Source organism: Thermincola ferriacetica (assembly GCF_001263415.1).
Classification (GTDB): Bacteria; Bacillota; Thermincolia; order Thermincolales; family Thermincolaceae; genus Thermincola; species Thermincola ferriacetica.
In genome coordinates this window covers 217,691-239,617 of record NZ_LGTE01000002.1, presented here as the reverse complement: position 1 = coordinate 239,617, position 21,927 = coordinate 217,691, and the positions used below count along the sequence as shown (strand labels likewise).

The 21,927-nt window shown below is 45.2% G+C and carries 23 protein-coding genes; 22 read left to right on the top strand and 1 reads right to left on the bottom strand.

Annotated elements, in window-relative coordinates:
* Positions 1-17: 17 nt before the first annotated feature.
* From cobI to Tfer_RS02830, 12 genes are all read left to right on the top strand, one after another.
* Positions 18-737, top strand: coding sequence for a precorrin-2 C(20)-methyltransferase (cobI, locus tag Tfer_RS02885; RefSeq protein WP_052216801.1), 720 nt, complete (start codon positions 18-20; stop codon positions 735-737).
* Positions 737-1,492, top strand: coding sequence for a precorrin-4 C(11)-methyltransferase (cobM, locus tag Tfer_RS02880; RefSeq protein WP_052216800.1), 756 nt, complete (start codon positions 737-739; stop codon positions 1,490-1,492). The genes cobI and cobM overlap by 1 nt, the downstream gene beginning before the upstream one ends.
* Positions 1,489-2,565, top strand: coding sequence for a cobalt-precorrin 5A hydrolase (locus Tfer_RS02875; protein WP_052216799.1), 1,077 nt, complete (start codon positions 1,489-1,491; stop codon positions 2,563-2,565). The genes cobM and Tfer_RS02875 overlap by 4 nt, the downstream gene beginning before the upstream one ends.
* Before the next feature lie 35 nt (positions 2,566-2,600).
* Positions 2,601-3,290, top strand: coding sequence for a precorrin-3B C(17)-methyltransferase (gene cobJ, locus Tfer_RS02870; protein WP_052216830.1), 690 nt, complete (start codon positions 2,601-2,603; stop codon positions 3,288-3,290).
* On the top strand, positions 3,287-4,048 hold the full coding sequence (cobK, locus tag Tfer_RS02865) for a precorrin-6A reductase (protein WP_052216798.1): 762 nt from the start codon (positions 3,287-3,289) through the stop codon (positions 4,046-4,048). The genes cobJ and cobK overlap by 4 nt, the downstream gene beginning before the upstream one ends.
* Positions 4,048-4,413 (top strand): sirohydrochlorin chelatase, encoded by a 366-nt coding sequence (locus tag Tfer_RS02860; RefSeq protein ID WP_052216797.1) that lies wholly within the window; start codon positions 4,048-4,050, stop codon positions 4,411-4,413. The genes cobK and Tfer_RS02860 overlap by 1 nt, the downstream gene beginning before the upstream one ends.
* Before the next feature lies 1 nt (position 4,414).
* A complete protein-coding gene (locus Tfer_RS02855) occupies positions 4,415-5,047 on the top strand; it encodes a precorrin-8X methylmutase (protein ID WP_052216796.1) in 633 nt (210 codons plus the stop codon).
* 41 nt (positions 5,048-5,088) lie between these two features.
* Positions 5,089-5,895, top strand: coding sequence for a Cof-type HAD-IIB family hydrolase (locus Tfer_RS02850; protein ID WP_052216795.1), 807 nt, complete (start codon positions 5,089-5,091; stop codon positions 5,893-5,895).
* Between the two features lie 82 nt (positions 5,896-5,977).
* Positions 5,978-6,652 carry an endonuclease/exonuclease/phosphatase family protein gene (locus Tfer_RS02845; protein WP_052216794.1) on the top strand — a complete coding sequence of 225 codons (675 nt, stop codon included), beginning with the start codon at positions 5,978-5,980 and terminating at the stop codon, positions 6,650-6,652.
* An 83-nt stretch (positions 6,653-6,735) separates the two neighbouring features.
* Entirely contained in the window at positions 6,736-7,509 is a 774-nt protein-coding gene (locus tag Tfer_RS02840; RefSeq protein WP_052216793.1) for a cell wall hydrolase, read from the top strand.
* Positions 7,510-7,637: 128 nt separating this feature from the next.
* Positions 7,638-8,744: a DUF362 domain-containing protein gene (locus Tfer_RS02835; RefSeq protein ID WP_052216792.1), complete on the top strand. Its 1,107-nt coding sequence runs from the start codon at positions 7,638-7,640 to the stop codon at positions 8,742-8,744.
* A 101-nt stretch (positions 8,745-8,845) separates the two neighbouring features.
* The gene (locus Tfer_RS02830; protein WP_052216791.1) at positions 8,846-9,682 is read left to right on the top strand and encodes a histidine kinase dimerization/phospho-acceptor domain-containing protein; all 837 of its coding nucleotides are present in this window, start codon (positions 8,846-8,848) and stop codon (positions 9,680-9,682) included.
* 30 nt (positions 9,683-9,712) lie between these two features.
* Here the strand turns inward: Tfer_RS02830 and Tfer_RS02825 are convergent, their stop codons facing one another.
* On the bottom strand, positions 9,713-10,258 hold the full coding sequence (locus tag Tfer_RS02825; protein ID WP_052216790.1) for a pyruvate kinase alpha/beta domain-containing protein: 546 nt from the start codon (positions 10,256-10,258) through the stop codon (positions 9,713-9,715).
* Positions 10,259-10,424: 166 nt separating this feature from the next.
* Here Tfer_RS02825 and ku point away from each other — a divergent pair, with 166 nt between their 5' ends.
* The 10 genes from ku (at position 10,425) to codY (ending at position 21,702) form a co-directional block, all read left to right on the top strand.
* Positions 10,425-11,270, top strand: a complete 846-nt coding sequence (ku, locus tag Tfer_RS02820) for a non-homologous end joining protein Ku (RefSeq protein WP_052216789.1) — start codon at positions 10,425-10,427, stop codon at positions 11,268-11,270.
* A 32-nt stretch (positions 11,271-11,302) separates the two neighbouring features.
* Positions 11,303-12,247: an ATP-dependent DNA ligase gene (locus Tfer_RS02815; RefSeq protein WP_052216788.1), complete on the top strand. Its 945-nt coding sequence runs from the start codon at positions 11,303-11,305 to the stop codon at positions 12,245-12,247.
* A 31-nt stretch (positions 12,248-12,278) separates the two neighbouring features.
* Positions 12,279-13,184 (top strand): non-homologous end-joining DNA ligase, encoded by a 906-nt coding sequence (gene ligD, locus Tfer_RS02810; RefSeq protein WP_052216787.1) that lies wholly within the window; start codon positions 12,279-12,281, stop codon positions 13,182-13,184.
* Between the two features lie 88 nt (positions 13,185-13,272).
* Positions 13,273-14,355 (top strand): DNA-processing protein DprA, encoded by a 1,083-nt coding sequence (gene dprA, locus Tfer_RS02805; RefSeq protein ID WP_242843541.1) that lies wholly within the window; start codon positions 13,273-13,275, stop codon positions 14,353-14,355.
* Between the two features lie 105 nt (positions 14,356-14,460).
* Positions 14,461-16,560, top strand: coding sequence for a type I DNA topoisomerase (gene topA, locus Tfer_RS02800; RefSeq protein ID WP_052216785.1), 2,100 nt, complete (start codon positions 14,461-14,463; stop codon positions 16,558-16,560).
* A 12-nt stretch (positions 16,561-16,572) separates the two neighbouring features.
* On the top strand, positions 16,573-17,880 hold the full coding sequence (trmFO, locus tag Tfer_RS02795; protein ID WP_052216784.1) for a methylenetetrahydrofolate--tRNA-(uracil(54)-C(5))-methyltransferase (FADH(2)-oxidizing) TrmFO: 1,308 nt from the start codon (positions 16,573-16,575) through the stop codon (positions 17,878-17,880).
* A 57-nt stretch (positions 17,881-17,937) separates the two neighbouring features.
* A complete protein-coding gene (xerC, locus tag Tfer_RS02790; RefSeq protein ID WP_013120417.1) occupies positions 17,938-18,846 on the top strand; it encodes a tyrosine recombinase XerC in 909 nt (302 codons plus the stop codon).
* Between the two features lie 15 nt (positions 18,847-18,861).
* Entirely contained in the window at positions 18,862-19,404 is a 543-nt protein-coding gene (gene hslV / locus Tfer_RS02785) for an ATP-dependent protease subunit HslV (RefSeq protein ID WP_052216783.1), read from the top strand.
* A 65-nt stretch (positions 19,405-19,469) separates the two neighbouring features.
* The gene (gene hslU / locus Tfer_RS02780; protein WP_013120415.1) at positions 19,470-20,873 is read left to right on the top strand and encodes an ATP-dependent protease ATPase subunit HslU; all 1,404 of its coding nucleotides are present in this window, start codon (positions 19,470-19,472) and stop codon (positions 20,871-20,873) included.
* A 46-nt stretch (positions 20,874-20,919) separates the two neighbouring features.
* Positions 20,920-21,702, top strand: coding sequence for a GTP-sensing pleiotropic transcriptional regulator CodY (codY, locus tag Tfer_RS02775; RefSeq protein WP_052216782.1), 783 nt, complete (start codon positions 20,920-20,922; stop codon positions 21,700-21,702).
* Positions 21,703-21,927 lie beyond the last annotated feature (225 nt).

Sequence of the window (21,927 nt, the reverse complement as noted above, 5' to 3'; positions counted from 1 at the left end):
CCGGAGAGGGGAAAACAATGGCAGGAAAACTTTACGGTTTGGGGGTAGGGCCGGGCGACCCCGAACTATTGACGCTCAAAGCCTGGCGGGTTTTACAAAGCGTCGATGTGCTGTGTGTACCGAAGTCAAGAGCTGAAAAAGAAAGCCTGGCATTATCCATTGTCAAAAAGGCTGTTGAAAAACAGTTTGACATTTTGGAATTACTGTTTCCCATGTCTACCGACAATGAAGTTTTGGCCAGACACTGGGACCAGGCCGCCGTACAGGTAATAAGCGAACTGCGGAAAGGCAGGCAGGTAGCCTTTATTACTATTGGCGATCCCATGTTTTACAGTACATATGCCTATTTATTGGAACGCATTAAAGGCAGCCACCCGGAAATCAAGGTAGAGACAATTCCGGGAGTGACGGCTTTTGCCGCTTGTTCTGCCTTTATAAATGAAGCCCTAACGGAAGGCGAAGAAAAGCTGGCCGTTATTCCGGCAGCTTACGGCATAGAAGAGCTCAAAGAGATTGTCAAAAAATTTGAAAACATTGTTCTGATGAAGGTAAATAGAATTTATGATGAAGTGGTACAACTGCTGCGGGAGGAAAAACTGCTGGACAAGGCAGTTTTTGTAAGCAGGTGTGGTTATCCCGACCAGTTTTATACAACAGATTTGGAATCGTTAGTTGGCAAGGACAAGGACTATATGTCCATTATGATTATCAGGAAAGCGGGTTGGAGGAGATTATAATGAAAGTATATTTTATAGGCGCCGGGCCGGGCGACCCGGAACTGATTACTGTCAAAGGAGCTAAGGCCATAGAAAGCGCCGATGTAATCATCTACGCCGGTTCTCTTGTAAACAAGGAAATACTTAAATATGCGCGCCCGGAAGCCAAAATTTACAACAGCGCCCATATGAATCTCGACGAGGTTTTGACGGTAATGAAAGAGGGCTGCCGCGAAGGAAAAATCATTGCCCGGGTGCACACCGGTGACCCCAGCATATACGGCGCAATACAGGAACAGATGGATGCTTTAAAGAATATGAATATACCTTACGAAGTGATCCCCGGCGTAAGTTCATTCGTCGCGGCAGCGGCTTCGTTGAAGCAGGAATACACGCTGCCCGATGTAACGCAAACAGTGATCCTGACCAGGCTGGAAGGAAGAACTGAAGTGCCGGAAAAAGAACGGCTGCGCAAATTAGCCCGTTACCGGGCGACAATGTGTATTTTCTTAAGCGTGCATGCTATTGAAGAGGTAGCAGAGGAATTAAAAGAAGGTTACCCGCCTGATACACCTGTAGTCGTAATTCAAAAGGCATCCTGGCCGGACGAGAGAATTGTCCGGGGGACCCTCGATGACATAGCCGGTAAGGTAAGGGAAGCCAATATCACCAAGACAGCCCTAATTATAGTCAGTGATGTCTTCCGGGGACAGTATGCCTTATCCAAATTGTATGACAAGAATTTCAGCCATGGTTACCGGGAGGGACAGAGTTGAAAGTTGCCGTAGTTGCATTGACCAAGCAAGGCATCCAAAAGGGGGCGGAAGTTGAAAAAGCCCTGACAAAACGCGGACACCAGGTTATGTTTTTCGTACCCGGTAAATACAGTCTTTTGAAGCTGCCCGGACACCGCAGCCCTTTCAGAAAACCGTTGCGTGACTTAATGGCTGAACTGATGCATGAATATGAAGCAATTGTTTGTATAATGGCCCTGGGCATCGTGGTGCGATTAATTGCTCCCCATCTGCAGGATAAGAGAACAGACCCGGCAGTAGTAGTGCTTGATGAAAAGGGATGCAATGTGATCAGCGTACTTTCGGGGCACTGGGGTGGGGCCAATGGCCTGACCAGCGAACTGGCGCAGGAAATGGGCGCTAACCCTGTTATCACAACGGCCACCGACGTTCAGGGGCTACCGGCTATTGAGATGATGGCCAAAGAAAAGGGATGGGCAGTGGGCGATTTTTCTCTTGTAAAAAAGGTCAATGCGGCTATAGTTAACTGTGCCCTTGTTCATCTCTATTGTGATGAAGAAATAAATACGTCCTTGCCGAAAAACGTCGTACAGTTTCCTGTGTATCAATTCAAACCCACTGAGGATGCGGGGGCACTCCGAGTGGTGGTAACCAACAGGTTTTTGCCGGGTAATTCAGAGGATACATTGTTCCTGCGGCCAAAGAACCTGGTGTTGGGCATCGGGTGCCGAAAAGGGGTCAGTAAAGCTGCTCTACGTGACGCGGTGATTGATGCGCTGGCAAAAGCCAATGTGGTTTTTGAAAGTGTACGGGCCATTGCTTCGGTGGATTTGAAAGCGAAAGAACCGGCCTTGCTGGAACTGGCCGGGGAATGGAATATACCGGTGCAATTTTATTCCCCCGGTGAACTGCAGAAAGTCTTTAGTTGCAAGGAATCCGGGAAACTGACCAGGTCAAAATTTGTAAAAGAAAAGTTAGGAGTTGATGGAGTATGCGAACCGGCGGCTTTGTTGGAAACGGGCAATCAGGGGAAACTGATTTTGCCGAAAACCTCCGGGAAGGGTGTAACGGTGGCAATAGCAGAGGATATTTAGCAGTAATCGGTATCGGCCCCGGCGATTTGGATCAGATGAGTATAAAAGCATACCGCACACTGCAGCAAGTGGAAGTCATTGTCGGTTACAAGACTTATATAGACCTGGTGGCAGAACTGGTCAAAGGCAAGGAAGTAATAAGTTCCGGAATGATGAAAGAAGTAGACCGCTGCCAAAAGGCCATTGAAATAGCTTTGCAAAAACGGTCCGTGGCTGTTATTAGCAGCGGCGATCCCGGTATTTACGGTATGGCCGGCGTAGTCCTGGAATTAGCGCTGAAAATGGGTGTTCAGGAAGCAATTGATATTGAGATTATTCCCGGGATTACTTCTGCCAATGCTGCCGCGGCATCTTTGGGAGCGCCCTTAATGCATGATTTTGCCGTAATCAGTTTGAGCGACCTCTTGACACCCTGGAAGACAATAGTTCAGCGGCTGGAATATGCTGCTCAAGGAGATTTTGTTACGGTGTTATATAATCCCGTGAGTAAAAAGCGGACAGAACAGATTAAAGAGGCGCAGCGAATTTTTCTTAAATATAAACCGGGTAATACTCCTGTAGGCATTGTAAGAAATGCCAAACGGGGTAATGAAGAAGTAACCGTTTCTACCCTGGCCGAATTCCTCAAGCACCCTATCGATATGTTTACCGTTGTTTTAATTGGTAACAACAGAACCTTTAGCTCAGCAGAACTCATGATAACGCCCAGGGGCTACAGCTTATGATCTTACTGCTTGGGGGCACTCAGGAAGCGGGTGTACTGGCCGGAAGGCTTAAGGCTGCAGGCAAGCCTTTTATAACAACGGTTACATCCGATTACGGCATGCAATTAGCCAGGGAACAATCTGCGCAAGTGGTTCGGAAATGCCTGGACAGACAAAGCCTGGTGCAACTGATTAGAGATAAAGGGATTAATATCATCATTGACATCACCCATCCCTATGCCGAGGAAATATCCAAACTGGCTTCGGCTGTGGCCGAGGAAATGGGTATAGAGTATTACCGGTACGAAAGGCCCGCAGTGGTCGGCGGGGACCCTTTGGTGGAGAAAGTTGATTCTTATGAAGAAGCCGCTGTAAAGGCGGTTCAATTGGCTTTCAAGAACAAAGGAAACATTTTTCTAACTATCGGAAGTAAAAGACTTGTGCCTTTTGTGGCGGAAGCCCAAAAACTCGGGGTGCGGGTGGTAGCCCGAGTTTTACCCGATGCAGATGTTCTCAGACAGGTTTTTGCCCTGGGGTTGACGCCAAAAGATGTAATTGCCGTTTTAGGGCCTTTTAGCCATAGTTTAAATAAAGCCATGTTTGAGGATTACGGGGCCGGGGTGGTGGTTACAAAAGACGCCGGTTCCGTCGGAGGGGCTGACACAAAGATATCGGCCGCCCTGGAACTGGGTATTCCCGTTCTGGTAATAAAAAGGCCTGAAACGCTGGGGAAAAATGTTTTTACGGTGATTGATGAAATATTAAGGAGGGTAATTTAATGGACAGAGGGATTATCATCCTGGGCCACGGCAGCAAGGCCCCGGAAGCATTGGAGACCTTAAAGAAAATAGCGAAAATGGTCAGGGTAAGCCTGGGTGACGGTATTGTGGAAATAGCATCACTGCAGTTCAACAAGCCTGACCTGCCGGAAGCCATACAAACTGTGATAGCCAAAGGGGCGCGAAAAGTCATCATCTTACCGCTGTTTCTGTATAACGGAATACATGTGCAGGAAGATATTCCGGCAGTAATTGCCGAACAAAAAGACAAGAACCCGGGCGTAGAAATAGTGCTTGCCAAAAACCTGGGCGCCGACGACCGGATTGTCGGTGTACTCCTGGACCGGATTAAGGAGGTATCCTGAGGTGGATTTTGTCAGGGACCCGATTGATATTGAAAAAACGAGCATGCAGATAATCGAAAACAGTCTCCCTTTTCTGAGGAAGATGCCGGAAGGAGAACGGGCAATTATCAGGCGTATTGTCCATACTACCGGCGATTTAAGCTGCCCTGAATTAATAAAGATAAGTCCCGATGCCGTTGAGGCCGGGCTTAAAGCTATCCGGGCCGGAAGGCCTGTAGTTACCGATGTGCATATGCTGCAGGCGGGAATAAATTCGCGGAAGCTGGCCCGGTTTAACATGACCACGTACTGTTTTATCAAAGACCCCATTGTCATTGAAGAGGCCAAAAGAACCGGTGAGACCAGGGCGATGGTGGCCATGAAAATGAAAGCGGAACTGCTTGACGGAGCGATTGTCGCCATAGGCAATGCACCTACAGCCTTGTTTACTTTATGCGAGATGATCAAGCAGGATAAAATAAAACCGGCCCTGGTAGTAGGTACGCCAGTTGGGTTCGTGGGGGCCAGGGAATCCAAGGAAGAACTGATGAACACCCCTGTTCCATATATTACCATGATCGGTACGAGGGGCGGCAGCACTATTGCTGTGGCGGCAATAAACGCGCTATTAAATCTGGCGGAAGAAATATTTTAAGGTCCTCGACCGGTTTAGAAATTGACTGCGGGGTTAAGAAAATGAAGGACCTAAGAAAATATAAATTAATAGTTTCCGATCTGGACGGCACAATTTTTGACCAAACTTACACTCTGGCTGCCGAATTGAAAGAAGCGGTTATAAAAGCGCGCGGCAGGGGCTGTGAGTTTACTTTTGCCACGGGCCGGCTCTATCCATCGGCAGTTCAGTATGCCAGGGAACTGGGGCTAAAGGTGCCTTTAATTACCTATAACGGCGCTTTGATCAGAAACCCCGTTACCGATGAAACGATGATGGAAGTACCTCTGCCGAAAGGCAAAGCGGGAGAAATTGTTGAATTAACTGAAGGGCAGCCTGTGATGCGGTTTATTTTCAGGGATGATATTGTTTTTACCGATACAGAAGAGGTTTTTACGCGGCCTTATGCTGACGCTTTGGGCGTGAAATTTGTTTATGTCAGGCGTCTTGCTTCCGTATTGGATAAGGACCCGATTATGATAACATTAAGAGCGGAGCCGGAAGAAATAAAAAAATGGACAACCATATTCAGGGACCGTTTTGCGGGCCAACTTTATTTAGCCAATTCCCGCCCTTTTTTCCTGGATGTAGCTCACCCCAAGGTTTCGAAGGGTTTTGCCGTGGCAGAACTGTGCCGGGTAATGGGGATAAGCCCCGCGGAGACTATAGCCATTGGTGATGAAGCAAATGACGTGGAGATGATGGAGCGGGCCGGGCTGGGAGTAGCAGTAGGCAATGCGGCGGCAGGGGCGAAAAGATATGCCGATTACGTGGCCAAGGGTAAATACTGGCGGGGAGTAATTGAGGTTATAGAAAAGTTCGTCCTGTAACCTGTACTTCCGGATTAGCAGTGCCCGTAAGGGCTTAAGGGGCATAATATTAAACAAAGAAAGGTAATCCGGAGGAACAGATATGATTATAAGGGTAATGACTTATAATGTTCATTCCTGTATAGGGTTGTCCAAAAAAGACTCTTTGCCGCAAATTAACAACCTTTTTGAGGTTTACAAGCCTTCCATAGTCGGCTTAAATGAAGTCGAAAAAATGAGCCCCCGTACACTGTTTGTGGACCAGTCCAAAAAGCTGGCCCAGAACGGGTTTCCATACTATGTTTTTGGCCCTGCCATCAAAATCGGGCCCTTCGGTTTTTTCGGTAACGCCATTTTGTCAAAATTTCCTATCATAGCCTGGGAATGTATAAAACTACATTCCAAAATAGAGTTCCGGGCCTGTATTAAGGCCAGGATACAACTGCCCGGTACTGAGCTGACAGTCGTGGTTACCCATTTAGGCTTAAACAAGGAAGAACGAGTCGGGCAGATAGAAACCCTGGCCGGTCTTATCAGGGGTGAACGTACACCGGTTATTTTAATGGGGGATTTTAACGCCTTTACTGATGAACTGAGACCTTTGGAAGGTTTGGTCAGAGATCTGGGCGTAAACAGCGGACCCACCTTTCCTGCCGACAACCCGACTGCCCGTATAGATTATATACTGGTTTCCGAGAATATTGTGGATTACAGTTTGGAAGTGATCAATTCCGATGCGTCAGACCATTTGCCGGTTTTAGCGACCCTGGAGGTATAAGTACCAGAAAAAAACAAAATGGTTAAAAACTCCCTGAATTGACCATAATAATACTGGGTACAATCATGCAAGGAGGTTGAATGATGAGAAGAATTACTGTTTTACTGATTGTTACCCTTATTATGGTTACCGTGACAGGGTCTGCGTATGCCGGTACTGGCTATAAAGTGAGATTTGGCGATAATTTGTATAAAATAAGTAGATTAATGGGGGTAAACCATCAGGAAATAATGGCCGCCAATGATTTGGCCACTACGGTAATTTATCCGGGCCAGGTACTGAAAATCCCTTCGCAAAGCCGGGTTTACGAAGTAAAAAAGGGTGATAATCTGTTTAGAATTGCCCGGAAATATAAGATTTCGTTGAATGAATTGATGTCCGTAAACGGGATGAATAATACTTTAATATTCCCGGGGCAAAATTTAATAATTCCCGGTAAAAAAAGAAATATGACAGAGCCGGCTATGGGCAATAAGGTCAATACCTATATTTCACAGGAAGATATAGAATTATTGGCCAGGTTGATCCACGCCGAAGCCCGGGGCGAGGATGATATAGGCAAACTGGCTGTAGGGGCCGTTATCCTGAACCGGCTGGCCAGCGACCGGTTTCCCGACAGCATACGGGAAATCATCTATCAGAAGACCAATGGGGTATATCAATTTACTCCCGTAAGTAATGGAACCATCAATATGGAGCCAAGTGAAGCAGCAATTAAGGCTGCTCAAGAGGCCATCGAAGGAAAAGACCCTACTTCAGGGGCTTTGTTCTTCTATAACCCGAAAACGAGTACGGATAATTGGATTAGGACCCTGCCGGTAACCAGGGTAATCGGAAATCACGTATTCGCCAAATAACTTACTTAGAGAGGCCATTGTTGATGGCCTCTTTTGCCTTTTCACCAATTTTAAAAGAGGAAAAGTCCGATTAAAGCAGAATACTTTATTATTTAACAAATAGTAGCCAGCAAGCGAGGAGGGATCAAATGGCTGCCGATGTATATTTTACAGATATGAGAGCCAAAAATGGAGAAAGCCTGTTGGACAAAGTGGAAAAGTTATTTGACAGGGCTGGGTTTAAAAATATAATTCAGCCTAAAGACCTGGTAGCTGTTAAATTACACTTTGGCGAATCAGGAAACACCGCCTATATCAGGCCACAGTTCTTCAGGCGATTAGTGAAAAAGGTAAAGGAATGTGAAGGAAGACCCTTTTTGACCGACGCCAATACTTTATATGTAGGGACTCGTTCAAACGCTGTAGACCATCTGCGGACAGCCATAGAAAACGGATTTGACTATGCTGTCGTGGATGCTCCCTTAATAATTGCCGATGGTTTAAACGGCAAAGACTACGTAAAAGTCAAGGTAAACGGCAAACATTTCAGCGAAGTTAATATTGCCAGCGCCGTTTACCATGCTGATTCAATGTTAGTGGTTTCACATTTTAAAGGACATGAAGCATCGGGTTTTGGCGGAGCGATCAAGAACCTGGGTATGGGTACGGGCAGCCGCAGTGGAAAGCAAATGATGCATTCCAGTGTCCTGCCTAAAGTTGATGCTGACAAATGTATTGGCTGCACCAAATGCACCCATTGGTGTCCTGCAGATGCCATTACGGTAAACGAAAAAGTTGCCCGTATCTCTGAAGAAAAATGTATTGGCTGTGGCGAATGCACCGTTACTTGTCCGGCTCATGCGATAGCAATTAACTGGAAAACGGACCCCGATGATTTTCAGGAAAAAATGGTTGAATACTGTATTGGTGCAATGGCTAACAAAAAAGGCAAAGTGGGGTTTATTACCTTTGTAATGAATGTTACGCCGGACTGCGATTGCTGTGGGTGGAGCGATGCGCCTATTGTAAATGATGTAGGTATTCTGGCCTCCATGGACCCTGTGGCTCTTGACCAGGCCTGTGTAGATCTGGTAAATAAACAAAAAGCCCTTCCCAATACCAGGCTGGACGGTTACCATTTCGATATAGACGATAAATTTGGCGGCGTACACCCCATGATTGACTGGGCCGTGCAACTGGCTTACGGTGCGGAAATTGGCCTGGGTACAAGAGAATATAATCTGATTAAAGTATAAAAAAGCGCCTGCACAGGCGCTTTTTTTGCGTGCACCCAAATTCGGGAAAATTTCTCATAAATCAACATTTATTTTAACCAAAATTTAAAGGAATTAAGGCATTGGAAGTAGAAAAAGATGTAAGTTTTTTTGAATCAAAGATACATGTAAAAGGTATAAAATGGAAAGAGAGGTTTTCGGTGATAATTATGGTGGGTACAGCAGACCGCATACTCAGTCAGAAATTAGCCACATCGATGGAAGGGAAAAAACACCAAATAGGACAAAAACAATGGGAAGAAATAATACTTGCTTTGGGGGAGGTTGCCGCCGGTATTGCTCACGAAATAAGGAATCCCTTGACCGGGATCAAAGGTTTTAGCCAATTACTAAGACAGCAATTCGAAAAAGGGTGCAAAGAATGGCAGTACATAAACAGAATATTGAAGGAAACAGAAATTATAGAAAACCTGATAGAGGAGTTTTTGTTACTGACAAAACCTACTTTTCCCAAAAAACAATGGGTACATTTAAGCAAACTTGTGGACGAAATATTGCCATTACTGGCTAAAGAGGCCGTTGATAACCGGGTTCAGGTTATAACAAAATTCGAAGATACCTTGGCCTATGCTAAGGTGGACCTTGACCAGATGAGAATTGCTTTATATCACCTGGGGAAAAATCTGATTAAGGCGATGGCCGAAGGAACTGTTTTGTTTATTACTGTTGAATCTAAAAAGGAAGCAGGCTATAATGAAATCATTTTTAAGGTTTGCAGCAATGAGAAAAAAGATTTCGAAAAAAAAATATTTAAGCATGGATTTGATGTTTTTGAATGCCATGACAGCCTCAGTATAAGGGTTATTAAACAGATTATAGAAAACCACCATGGAGACCTGATTATGGCTTTAAATGATGACAATTCCCGCGTAGTTGTTAAATTGCCTTTCAATGACTAAAGGTGTGCTAAAATATGCACACCTTTTAATTTATATTTCCATGGGTTTGCAAATAATTTGTTTGACTTGAGTATCAAAAAAATGGTTAGAATGAGCAGGTCTTACCACAATAGCCGTGTCAGCGCCGGTACCGCTGCCGCCGATGGCTATGATATCTTCGCCATGAGGAATAAGTCCTGCATCCAAAGCCATACCAGCTATTTCAACACATACTTTCACGCCCTGGCCGAACATACGCAGGGTTTGGGCCATAATTTCCGTGGGGTACACTCCCCCGAACTTGTTTCTGATAGCCCGGTCCAGCCCGGCAAATAGGTGGGTAGTGGTTAATACCTTGCATCCTGCATCAAGTAACTTTTTGCGCACTTCCGGAGTCATTTCATCGATTCCGGGACCCGAAAAACCTACATGGTGGGTGACACAGACAACTTGAACCCCCTTGTTCAACAGTTTTTCGGCTGTTTTGCCCCTGTGCGAAGCGACCACAAAATGCTTTATCTTTAGTTCAGCCGCCTTTTCCAGAGCTAACCTGATGGTTTCATCGGTATTTATTTCACCTTTTCTTGTAAAGTACATACCCATACCTCCATTTCTTGAAACAAATTTTACCATTGTTTGATTAGGAAGTCAAAGGGGTTTATGTACATTTTTGATCATCGCCCAGGTGATAATAAAGTAAAGGCAACTAAAGCAGCAAAAAGATTCCGGTTAAAATATGAAAAACAAAGAGGGTGGGTGTGGTATGCGGACCTTATGGAAGGGGGCCATCAGCTTCGGGCTGGTGCATGTGCCGGTAAAGATGTATACAGCAACGGAAGATAAGGATGTGAAGTTCAATTACCTGCATGAAAAATGCAAGACACCTATCAAATATGAAAGGGTATGCCCAACCTGTGAGACGACAGTTCCACCGGAAGAAATCGTACGAGGATATGAATACGAAAAGGGGCGCTATGTAATTTTGCGGGACGAGGATTTTGAGAAACTGCCTCTGGAGACAGCGAGGTCAATTGATATAATAGATTTTGTGGAGATGGAAGAAATAGACCCCATCTATTTTGACAAAAGCTATTACCTGGCTCCGGGTGACGGAGGGCAGAAAGCCTACGAATTATTAAAGAGCGCCATGAAGGAAGCCAATAAGATTGCTATAGCCAAAGTAGTGATAAGATCAAAGGAGGCCATTGTGGCTTTACGAGTTTATAAGGACGCTATCTTGATGGCCACCATGCATTATCCCGATGAAATTCGTTCCGTGGATTTAATGCCGGAACTTAATTACCAAGTAAAAATAAACGAAACCGAGCGTAAAATGGCTTTACAACTTATCGGTAGTTTGTCAGAGCATTTCTACCCGGAAAAGTATACTAATGAGTACAGGCAAGCCTTGTTGGACCTGATCCAGGCTAAAATTGCCGGCGAGGAAATCGAAGTTGCGCCCAGACCCGAAACTGGGAAAGTTGTCGATTTAATGGAAGCCCTCAAGGAAAGTATAGAACTGGCCAAAACAGAAAAGGAAAGGCGGCAGGCCCAGAAGGAGCAAATAGAAGAAAAACCCAGGAAAAAAAGGGTCCGCAAAACGTCCTGAAAATGGTTTTTTTGTAAAAAAAGGAGGGGCACATGGAGTTTACACCGGTAGTTCCCTTTGAACCAGTCAGTGCAGTACAAATTCCGCACGGCGAACAATGGATAGCCCAGGTAAAATGGGATGGGGTCCGTGTTCTTACATATTATGACGGACATTCTGTCCGGTTATATAACCGGAGGCAACATGAAAGAACGGTACAGTTTCCCGAATTTGTTGAAATCAGGCGTTTTTGTACTGCTTCGTCAATAATTCTTGATGGTGAAATCATTGCTTTCCGCCGGGGAAAACCTTCTTTTCATGAAGTAATGAAAAGGGACGGCATAAGGCAGCCCGAAAAAGTGGGCCATGTCCGAAAAGCCATTCCTCTGGTTTATATGATTTTTGATGTTCTTTACTTTAATGGGGAATGGATTATTGGCCGTACTCTTGAAGAACGTCAGGAAATCCTGAACCGATGCATAGTTCCCCAAGAGGATGTGCAGTTAGTGGAAAATTTCCGCGAAGCGGAAATTTTGTTCGATGCCATAAAGGCCCAGGGCCTGGAGGGGATTGTCTGTAAGGATATCAGCAGCAGATATACCATCAAAGGTAAAGATGGCCGATGGCGTAAACTGAAAAACTATCGTGATTTGGTGGCCGTGATTGGAGGGGCAACCTATAGGGGTAATATCATTAACGCTGTTCTCCTGGGATTATACGACAGGGACGGTCAGTTATGGTACATAGGCCACGCCGGTACGGGTAAATTGACTAGGGCCGAATGGAGGGATTTGACTGAACGAATTAAACCCTTAGTAAGCGGTGAATGTCCTTTTGTCAATAAACCTGCACGGGTAAAAAATGTTACCTGGGTGAAACCGGAATTAACGGCTAAAATCAGGTATATTGAATGGACAGAGGGGCATACACTCAGGCAGCCAAGCATTCAGGCTTTTGTCGAAATTCCTCCGGCTCAATGTATTTTTGAGCAAAGTTAACTGAACTCATATTTTGTGGGAGTGATTGTTTTTGACCTGTCAGATCGTACAAATAGAAGAGAAAGAAGTGCGCTTAACAAATTTGGAAAAGGAAATGTGGCCCGATGGTTATACAAAAGCTGATTTGATAAAGTATTATGTAGATATGTCCCCTTACATTCTTCCTTATATCAAAAACAGGCTCTTTATTATGAGCCGTTACCCTGACGGAATCACCGGAAAAATGTTTTACCAAAAAGACGCTCCTGAATACACGCCCGAATGGGTGCAAACCTATCCGCTGGTTTCGGAACGTGAGAATAAAGTAGTCAATTACATTGTTTGTGATGACTTGCCTACCTTAGTATGGCTTGCGAACCAGGCCTGTATAGAACTGCATATTTGGATGGCTCAGAAGGAAAGGCTGGACTACCCGGACATTGTGGTGTTTGATTTAGATCCTTTTCCCCCGGCTACTTTTAAGGATACATTGGATGTGGCTATGTTGGTTAAAGAAGCCCTGGACCGGTTTGGTCTCCAAGGGTATCCGAAAACATCAGGTTCTACGGGACTGCATATTTTTCTTCCTGTGCGGCCTGAATTTACTTATGCCCAGGTAAGAGAAGGGGTCAGGTTTTTATTTGAACACATACATGCTGTTTACCCGGAAAAAACAACGCTCGAACGGTCTATAGACAAACGGGCAGGTAAAGTATATCTGGATTACGGTCAGAATACCAGGGGCCACACTATGACCTTTCATTACAGCCTGCGGCCGCACCCCGGAGCGCCGGTTTCCACTCCGTTGACGTGGGATGAGGTCCGGGCCGGTGATATTGAACCAGAAGATTTTAACATCAAAACTATTTTTCCACGGATTAAAAAGGTGGGTGATTTGTATCGTCCTATACTGCACCAGGAACAGTCCTTCGCAGGGCTTCTGACATTAGTCACGTAACAAAATTTTGCCTGCCAGGCAGGAAAAGTATAAATCATCCCGAAAAACAGTTAGCATGAGTTTTATGCTTACTGATTTTTAGAGGTGGATGATGGATAACCGGAAATTTTTATTTGGCCTGAGCAGATTACCGGGTATTGGCCCGCGCAGGCTGGAGCTGCTGATTTCCTATTTCGGGTCGGCGAAAGAAGTATGGCAAGCCAAACCAAGCTTGCTTTACTGTATTAAAGAAATTCCTACCAAGACAATTGATGAATTGATTAGTTTGCGTGAGAGGACCGACCTGGAGAAAGAGATTAATATTCTTGCAGAACAGGGTATATCGGTATATACTATTGAAGATAACTGCTACCCGGCCAGGCTAAAAAATATTGCCACTCCTCCCTACGTATTGTATGTTCGGGGCCAATTGCCTGATGACGACTGTTTAAACATTGCCATTGTAGGGGCGAGGAGGTGTACTCCTTATGGACTTAAAATGGCAGAAGAAATAGCCAGGGAATTGGCCAGAGCAGGGGTAACAGTAATAAGCGGTATGGCCCGGGGAATTGATTCTGCTGCTCACAAAGGCTGCCTCGAAGGCGGCGGGCGCACTGTTGCTGTACTGGGTACAGGGGTAGATATTGTTTACCCGAGGGAAAACAGAAGGTTAATGGATAATATAATCACTCATGGCGCCGTAGTTTCTGAGTTTCCCCCGGGGACAAAGGCACAACCGAGTCATTTTCCCATGAGAAACCGAATTATCAGTGGGATGGCCGACGGAGTTCTGGTAGTGGAGGCAGCTCAGAACAGTGGGTCCTTAATTACGACCGACCTGGCTTTGGAGCAGGGAAGGGATGTCTTTGCCGTGCCCGGCCCGGCAACGAGCCTCTTGAGCAAAGGCACCAACAGTTTAATAAAGCAGGGGGCCAAACTGGTTGAATGTGCCCGGGACATTCTTGAAGAATACGGATTGGACAGGGAAAGGCAGGAAAAAAGGGAGGAGTTTGATCTAAATCCCGCTGAGCAAAGGATTTTAGCCTGTTTAACCTTGGAACCGGTCAATATAGAAGAGATAGTGGAAAAAGCCGGGATAAATCCCGCGGAGGTAAGCGCTGCGTTGACCTTTCTGGAACTGAAGGGACTTGTCAAACGAATTGACGGACAGTTATTTGTAAGCAACGTATAAATTATTTTTCAAATGATAATGGAGTTCTAAACCATTCATTCATTCTATATATGTTAAAAAAAAGGGTTAGTGGCTATAATAGCTATCAGATGAGGTGATTACGTTTTGTCCAAGGTTCTGGTTATTGTCGAGTCACCGGCCAAAGCAAAGACTATTGGCAAGTTTTTGGGATCACGATATAGGGTAAAGGCTTCTATGGGCCATATCCGGGATCTGCCCAAAAGCCAGGTTGGCGTCGATGTCGAACATGATTTTGCTCCCAAATACATAACTATTCGGGGAAAAGGAGAAATACTTAAAGATTTAAAGCAGGCGGCCCAGAAGTCTTCCAAGGTTCTTCTAGCACCGGACCCGGACCGTGAAGGTGAAGCCATTGCCTGGCATTTGATGCATTACCTGGATATAAACGAAAAAGATAAATGCAGGATAGAATTCAATGAAATTACCAAGGATGCTATCGTCAATGCCATCAAAGAGCCCAGGACTATTGACCGGCACCGGGTAGATGCTCAGCAGGCCAGGAGAATTCTGGACCGCTTGGTGGGATATAACTTGAGTCCGCTGTTGTGGCGGAAAGTAAAAAAGGGTCTCAGTGCCGGTCGGGTACAATCTGTGGCCGTACGGCTGATCTGTGACCGCGAAGAGGAAATCAAAGCCTTTGTTCCGGAAGAGTACTGGGATATTACCGGAGTTTTTACCGGGACAGATAAAAAATGGACCATAGAGGCAAAATTGCTGCAAAAAGGCAAAGAAAAGATCCACATCGGCAGTGAAGCAGAAGCCCAGGCAATACTGGACGATTTAAAAGATGCTTCTTTCCTTCTTACTAAATTAAGGAAAAAGGAAAAAAAGAGAAATCCGGTAGCGCCATTTATTACCAGCAGCCTGCAACAGGAAGCCTACCGCAAGCTTAATTTCCCTGCGCGGAAAACCATGCAGGTTGCACAACAGCTATATGAAGGACTGGATTTAGGGCCTGAGGGAACCGTTGGTTTGGTGACCTACATCAGAACAGATTCCACCAGGGTTGCTGAAACGGCCCAGGCGGAAGCACGAGAATATATAAAAGGGAAATTCGGTACGGGGTATGTACCGGAGAAAGCGAGGCAGTTTACATCTAACGGTAAGATACAAAATGCTCATGAGGCTATCCGCCCCACATCTGTTTTTAGGGAGCCGGACCAGGTAAAGAATTTTTTAAGCCGAGACCAATATAAGCTCTACAAGCTTATCTGGGAACGATTTGTCAGTAGCCAGATGAGTCCTGCCGTCCTCGATACAACCAGTATTGATATAGAAGCAGGGGATTATACATTCCGGGCCCATGGTTCAATTATCAAGTTTCCGGGATATATGAAGATTTATACTGAGGGCAAAGATGAAGATGACAATGAGGAAGAAAAAACACTGCCGGAAAATTTGGAAGAAGGATTAAGGCTGATTGCCACATCACTGGTGCCGAAGCAGCATTTTACCCAGCCTCCGCCCAGGTATACCGACGCAACTCTAATCAAGGCTCTGGAAGAACATGGTATAGGACGGCCAAGTACATATGCGCCTATCGTGGAGACGATTCAGAAAAGAGGGTATGTTGTCAAAGAACAGAAACAGTTTCATCCTACTGAACTAGGCATGGTTGTAGTCGAGTTGCTAAAAGAGCACTTTACTGATATTATTGATATCCAGTTTACGGCTGCCATGGAGGAAAAACTTGATTTAATCGAAGAAGGCGATATGGACTGGGTCCAAGTACTGAAAGACTTTTATCGGCCTTTTAAGGATACATTGGAAAGAGCTGAAAAGGTTATCGGCCAGGTAGAACTGGAAGACGAAGTGACAGAAGAAATTTGTGAATTATGCGGCCGCAACATGGTGGTGAAAATGGGCCGTTACGGCAAGTTCCTGGCCTGTCCCGGTTTTCCTGCATGCAGAAATACCAAACCTTTGTTGGAAGAAACGGGGGTCAAGTGCCCGCACTGCGATGGCCGATTGGTATTGCGCAAAAGTAAAAAAGGTCGTAAATTTTATGGGTGCAGTAATTATCCCAACTGCGATTTCGTTACCTGGGACCTGCCAACCGAAAAGAAGTGCCCGAAATGTGAAAGTATGCTGGTACAAAAGAAATTCAAGAATAAAGGCGCTGTTTACCAATGCATAAGCGAAAACTGCAACTATAAAGAAAAAGCCGAGACCAAAACGATATAGGAAGTGATTCCAATGGAAGCGGAATTAGTAATTATCGGAGCAGGACTGGCGGGGTCGGAAGCGGCTTGGCAGGCAGTTAACCGTGGTGTAAGAGTAAAATTATACGAGATGCGGCCTCAAAAAATGGCGCCGGCCCATACAACTGCATACTTTGCTGAATTGGTATGCAGCAATTCCCTACGGGCGGCAGGTATGGAAAATGCTGTCGGGCTGTTAAAGGAAGAAATGCGCATAATGAATTCGTTGATCATGAAGTGTGCCGATGCCAATAGGGTGCCTGCAGGCGGCGCCTTGGCCGTGGACCGGCAGAAATTCGCCGCCCAGGTTACTGCTGAATTGGAAAACCACCCCTTAGTGGAAATAGTCCGGGAAGAGGTCACATCGGTACCGAATGATGGTCCGGCAATTATAGCAACCGGCCCCTTGACTTCCGAAGCAATGGCGGCTAGCATCAAAGAGTTAACCGGCGAAGATTATTTATATTTTTATGATGCGGCAGCTCCGATAGTCACCTATGAATCCCTCAACCACGACGTTATTTACCGGGCTTCTCGGTATGGCAAAGGTGATGCCGATTACCTGAACTGTCCGATGACCAAGGAACAATATGAAAGTTTTTGGCATGAATTGACTTCAGCCGAAACAGTCCCTTTAAAAACCTTTGAAAAGGAAATATTTTTTGAAGGCTGTATGCCCATTGAAGCCATGGCGGCAAGGGGGATGAAAACCCTTCTCTACGGGCCGATGAAACCGGTTGGCCTGGAAAATCCCAAAACTGGGGAACGGCCATACGCCGTTGTCCAGTTGCGCCAGGATGATATGGAAGGAACGCTTTACAATATAGTCGGTTTTCAAACCCACCTAAAATGGGGGGAGCAGCAGCGGGTGTTCCGCATGATACCGGGATTGGAGAAGGCGGAATTTGTTCGATACGGCGTGATGCACAGGAACACATTTATTAATTCACCTACAGTGCTGGAGCCAACTTTTCAGTTTCGCAAAAGAAAAGACCTGTTCTTTGCCGGACAGATTACCGGTGTTGAAGGTTATGTTGAATCTGCTGCAGCCGGATTGATGGCCGGAATCAATGCCGCCCGACTGGTAAAAGGGCAGGAACCGGTGGTGTTTCCCCCGGCCACGGCCCATGGAGCATTGAGCCATTACATTACTACGGCTAATCCGGCCAGTTTTCAGCCTATGAACATAAATTTTGGCCTTTTACCGCCTCTGGAAGAAAGAATCAAAGATAAAAAGATGAAGAACCGTTTGATTTCTGAAAGAGCAGTGATAACATTGGAAAATTTTAAAAATAATTTATAATAGTCCCCCTGAAAAAACGTACACCTTCAGTATCATGTTTATTAGGGGTGACGAAATATGTACAATTATGTTGATGATTTTATGGTCTATTTACAGGTCGAAAAAAATGCCTCCGAAAAAACACTGCAGAGCTATCAGACTGACTTATTCCAGATGGTGGACTTTATAAGTGCTGAAATTAATATAACTCCGGAAAATCTGCAACCGGACCGGGTTGACCACCTGGTAATCAGAAAATTCCTGGCTGAACTACAGAGAAGAGGACTGTCCAGAAGTACCATAGCTCGAAAACTGGCAGCCATGCGGACTTTTTTCAGGTTTTTATGCCGGGAAGAAGTAATTACGCGAAACCCGTTGATTGAAGTTGCTACCCCGAAAGTGGAAAAACGACTGCCGCAATTTTTATACCAGGACGACATAAGAAACCTGATTGAAGCGCCGGAGAGAAACACTCCCAGGGGATTGCGAGACAGGGCCATTCTGGAAACCCTTTACGCATCCGGAATCAGGGTCAGTGAACTGGTCAATCTGGATATGACCGATATCGACCTGAACACAGGTTATGTGCGTGTAATGGGCAAAGGCGCCAAAGAACGAGTTGTTCCACTGGGTCAGTTTGCCATAAACGCCCTGAAAGCCTATCTTACTCACGGCAGAACCAGGCTGGCCTGCAGGTCAAAAGAACCTTCGGAGGCTGTTTTCCTGAACAAAGCGGGACAACGTATTTCTGTACGCAGTATTCGCGATATCGTTAATAAATACGTGCGTAAAATCAGCATCAGGCAGAGGGTAAGCCCCCATATTATCCGTCATTCCTTTGCCACCCATTTATTGGATGCTGGGGCAGACCTTAGAACAGTACAGGAATTATTGGGGCACGTTAAAATGTCTACGACACAAATTTATACCCATGTAACCAGAGAACATTTAAAAGAAGTTTACAAGAAAGCACATCCGCGGGCTTGAATAGGAGGTAATTAAATGTTCAAGGGAACCACTATTGTTGCGGTGAAAAAGGGCGGCCAAACAGCAATAGCCGGCGACGGTCAGGTAACTTTTGGTGGAAATGTAGTGTTAAAACATCAGGCCAGAAAGGTAAGACGGTTATATAACGATAAGGTTTTGGCCGGGTTTGCCGGTTCAGTGGCCGACGCATTTACCTTATTCGAAAAGTTTGAAGGCAAACTTGAGGAGTATAGGGGAAATTTACAGAGAGCCGCCGTTGAACTGGCTAAGGAATGGAGGATGGACAAAATTCTCCGCCGGCTGGAGGCGCTACTGATTGTTGCCGATTCAAAACATCTGTTGATCATTTCGGGCAACGGCGAAGTAATTGAACCTGACGATAATGTGGCGGCCATAGGTTCGGGGGGATCCTACGCACTGGCTGCCGCGAGGGCGCTTATAAAGTTTACTGAGCTGGATGCTGCGAAGATAGCCAGGGAGGCGCTGACGATAGCCGCCTCTATTTGTGTTTTTACCAATGATAACATTGTTGTGGAGGAATTAAACGGCCCTAACTAAGTAAACTGCCGGGCACCAACAGGCGTTCAGTCGTTGATGAAAAACTAGTTTTAGGAGGGATTTTGGTGCAGGATTTGACACCAAAACAAATTGTCGAGGAACTGGATAAGTTTATTGTTGGCCAGCATAAAGCAAAACGGTCTGTTGCGGTAGCGTTGCGAAACAGGTACCGCCGAAAAAAACTCCCCCCGGAATTAAGAGATGAAGTTGTTCCCAAAAACATAATAATGATTGGCCCTACCGGTGTAGGAAAGACGGAAATTGCCAGGCGCCTGGCCAAACTGGTAAATGCCCCCTTTGTCAAGGTAGAAGCAACAAAATTTACCGAAGTGGGATACGTGGGCAGGGATGTGGAATCTATGGTCAGGGATCTGGTGGAGACTTCCATCAGGATGGTTAAGCAGGAGAAAATGGCCGAAGTGGAAGAAAAGGCCAGGGTTATGGCTGAAAAAAGAATTCTGGACATCTTGGCCCCCCTGCCGGAAAGGGAAATGGGATTAAAAAACCCCTTTGAAGCCCTTTTCGGCGGTGGACAAAGAAATGATGACCAGGCACAGGAACAGGCATTTACTGAGAGAGTGAACCAGGTCCAGCGGGAGCGGGACATACTTTGGGAAAAACTGCAGAAGGGTGAATTGGAACACGAGTACATAGAAATAGAAGTTGAAGATACCAACGTGCCTACAGTAGAAGTTTTTTCCGGGGCCGGAGTCGAAGAAATGGGCATCAACATCCAGGATATTCTCGGTGGCATACTCCCCAAAAGAAAGAAAAAACGTAAAACTACTGTAGAAGAGGCCCGAAAAATTTTAACCAACCAGGAAGCCCAGAAGTTAATCGATATGGATGAAGTTATTTCTCAGGCCATAGAAAGGGCCGAGCAATCAGGCATTATTTTTTTGGATGAAATTGATAAAATTGCTGCCCGGGACGGCGGCGCCGGGCCAGATGTTTCCAGAGGCGGGGTGCAGAGAGATATATTGCCCATAGTAGAAGGTTCAACAGTTATGACAAAATATGGGGCAGTAAAAACTGACCACATTTTATTTATTGCTGCCGGGGCTTTTCATATAGCCAAACCGTCCGATTTAATTCCTGAGTTACAGGGCCGATTTCCCATTAGGGTTGAATTAGAAAGTTTGACCGAAGAAGACTTTAAACAAATCCTCATCGCCCCCCAAAATGCTATAATTAAGCAATATAAGGCTTTGTTGGAAACAGAAGGAATCATGTTGAAATTTACAGAAAATTCTCTTGATGAAATTGCAAAAATAGCTTATACTGTTAATGAACAGACAGAAAACATCGGGGCTCGACGTCTTCATACAATTTTAGAGAAATTACTTGAAGACATTGCCTATGAGGCGCCTGATACCGACCAAAAAGTTGTCGTAATTGATGAAAAGTATGTTCAGGAAAAACTTAGTGAAGTAATACACAATCGTGATTTGAGCAGGTACATTTTGTAGTATTTATACAATACGCTGTCAATTTTACCTTTAAGGGGGACAAGTAATGAGGAATTTGTTAGAAAAAACCAGATGTATTAACAAACTTCTTCAAAAAGCCGCAGGACATCCGGTAGACTTTCAGGAAATGGCTGACGTATTGACTGAAAACATAAGGGCAAATACTTATATTATAGGCCGCCGCGGTAAAATTCTGGGCTGTGCTTTCATGGATAACTTTGCTTGTCAAACCATGAAAGACTTAATCGAGAGTTCGGACCGGTTCCCGGAAGCCTATAATGAATCGCTGCTCCGGGTGAACGAAACCAGGGCCAATTTTCAGCAGAAAGGCAATGTTTGTGTATTCGACGATGCCCAAGAATGTGTATTTACTGAAAAGGTAATGACGATTGTTCCCGTTGTCGGCGGCGGCGAAAGGTTAGGCACTCTTTTATTGGCCAAAAGTGACGAAAACTTTACTGACGAAGACTTGGTTTTGGCTGAATATGGCGCTACCGTTGTTGGTATGGAAATTTTGCGCATTAAAGCTGAAAGGGTCGAGGAAGAAGCTCGCAAGAAGGCTGCCGTGCAAATTGCACTGGGTACCTTGTCTTATTCCGAATTAGAAGCAATTGAACATATTTTCGACGAGCTTGAAGGCGATGAGGGATTGCTTGTGGCGAGTAAAATTGCTGACCGGGTAGGAATAACCAGATCAGTAATTGTTAACGCTCTCAGGAAGTTTGAAAGCGCCGGAGTCATCGAGTCTAAATCCCTCGGCATGAAAGGCACCTATATAAGGATTTTAAACGAACGTTTATTGGACGAATTGCAAAAGCTTAAGCATTGATTGATCCATATTATTGATTGACAGTAAACCATAGATCTTCTATGGTTTATTTTTTTGTCAACAGATTTGCTAAAAAAAGGATTTTAAGTAAATATGACGAAATATAAAAAACAGTGAGAGATGTTGTATAAACTTCAGATAGATTAGCGAAAAAAGTCTAAAAATCTACAACTTAAAGTAGGAATTCACAAAAATATGACGAAATATAGGATTAATGCTTTGTAA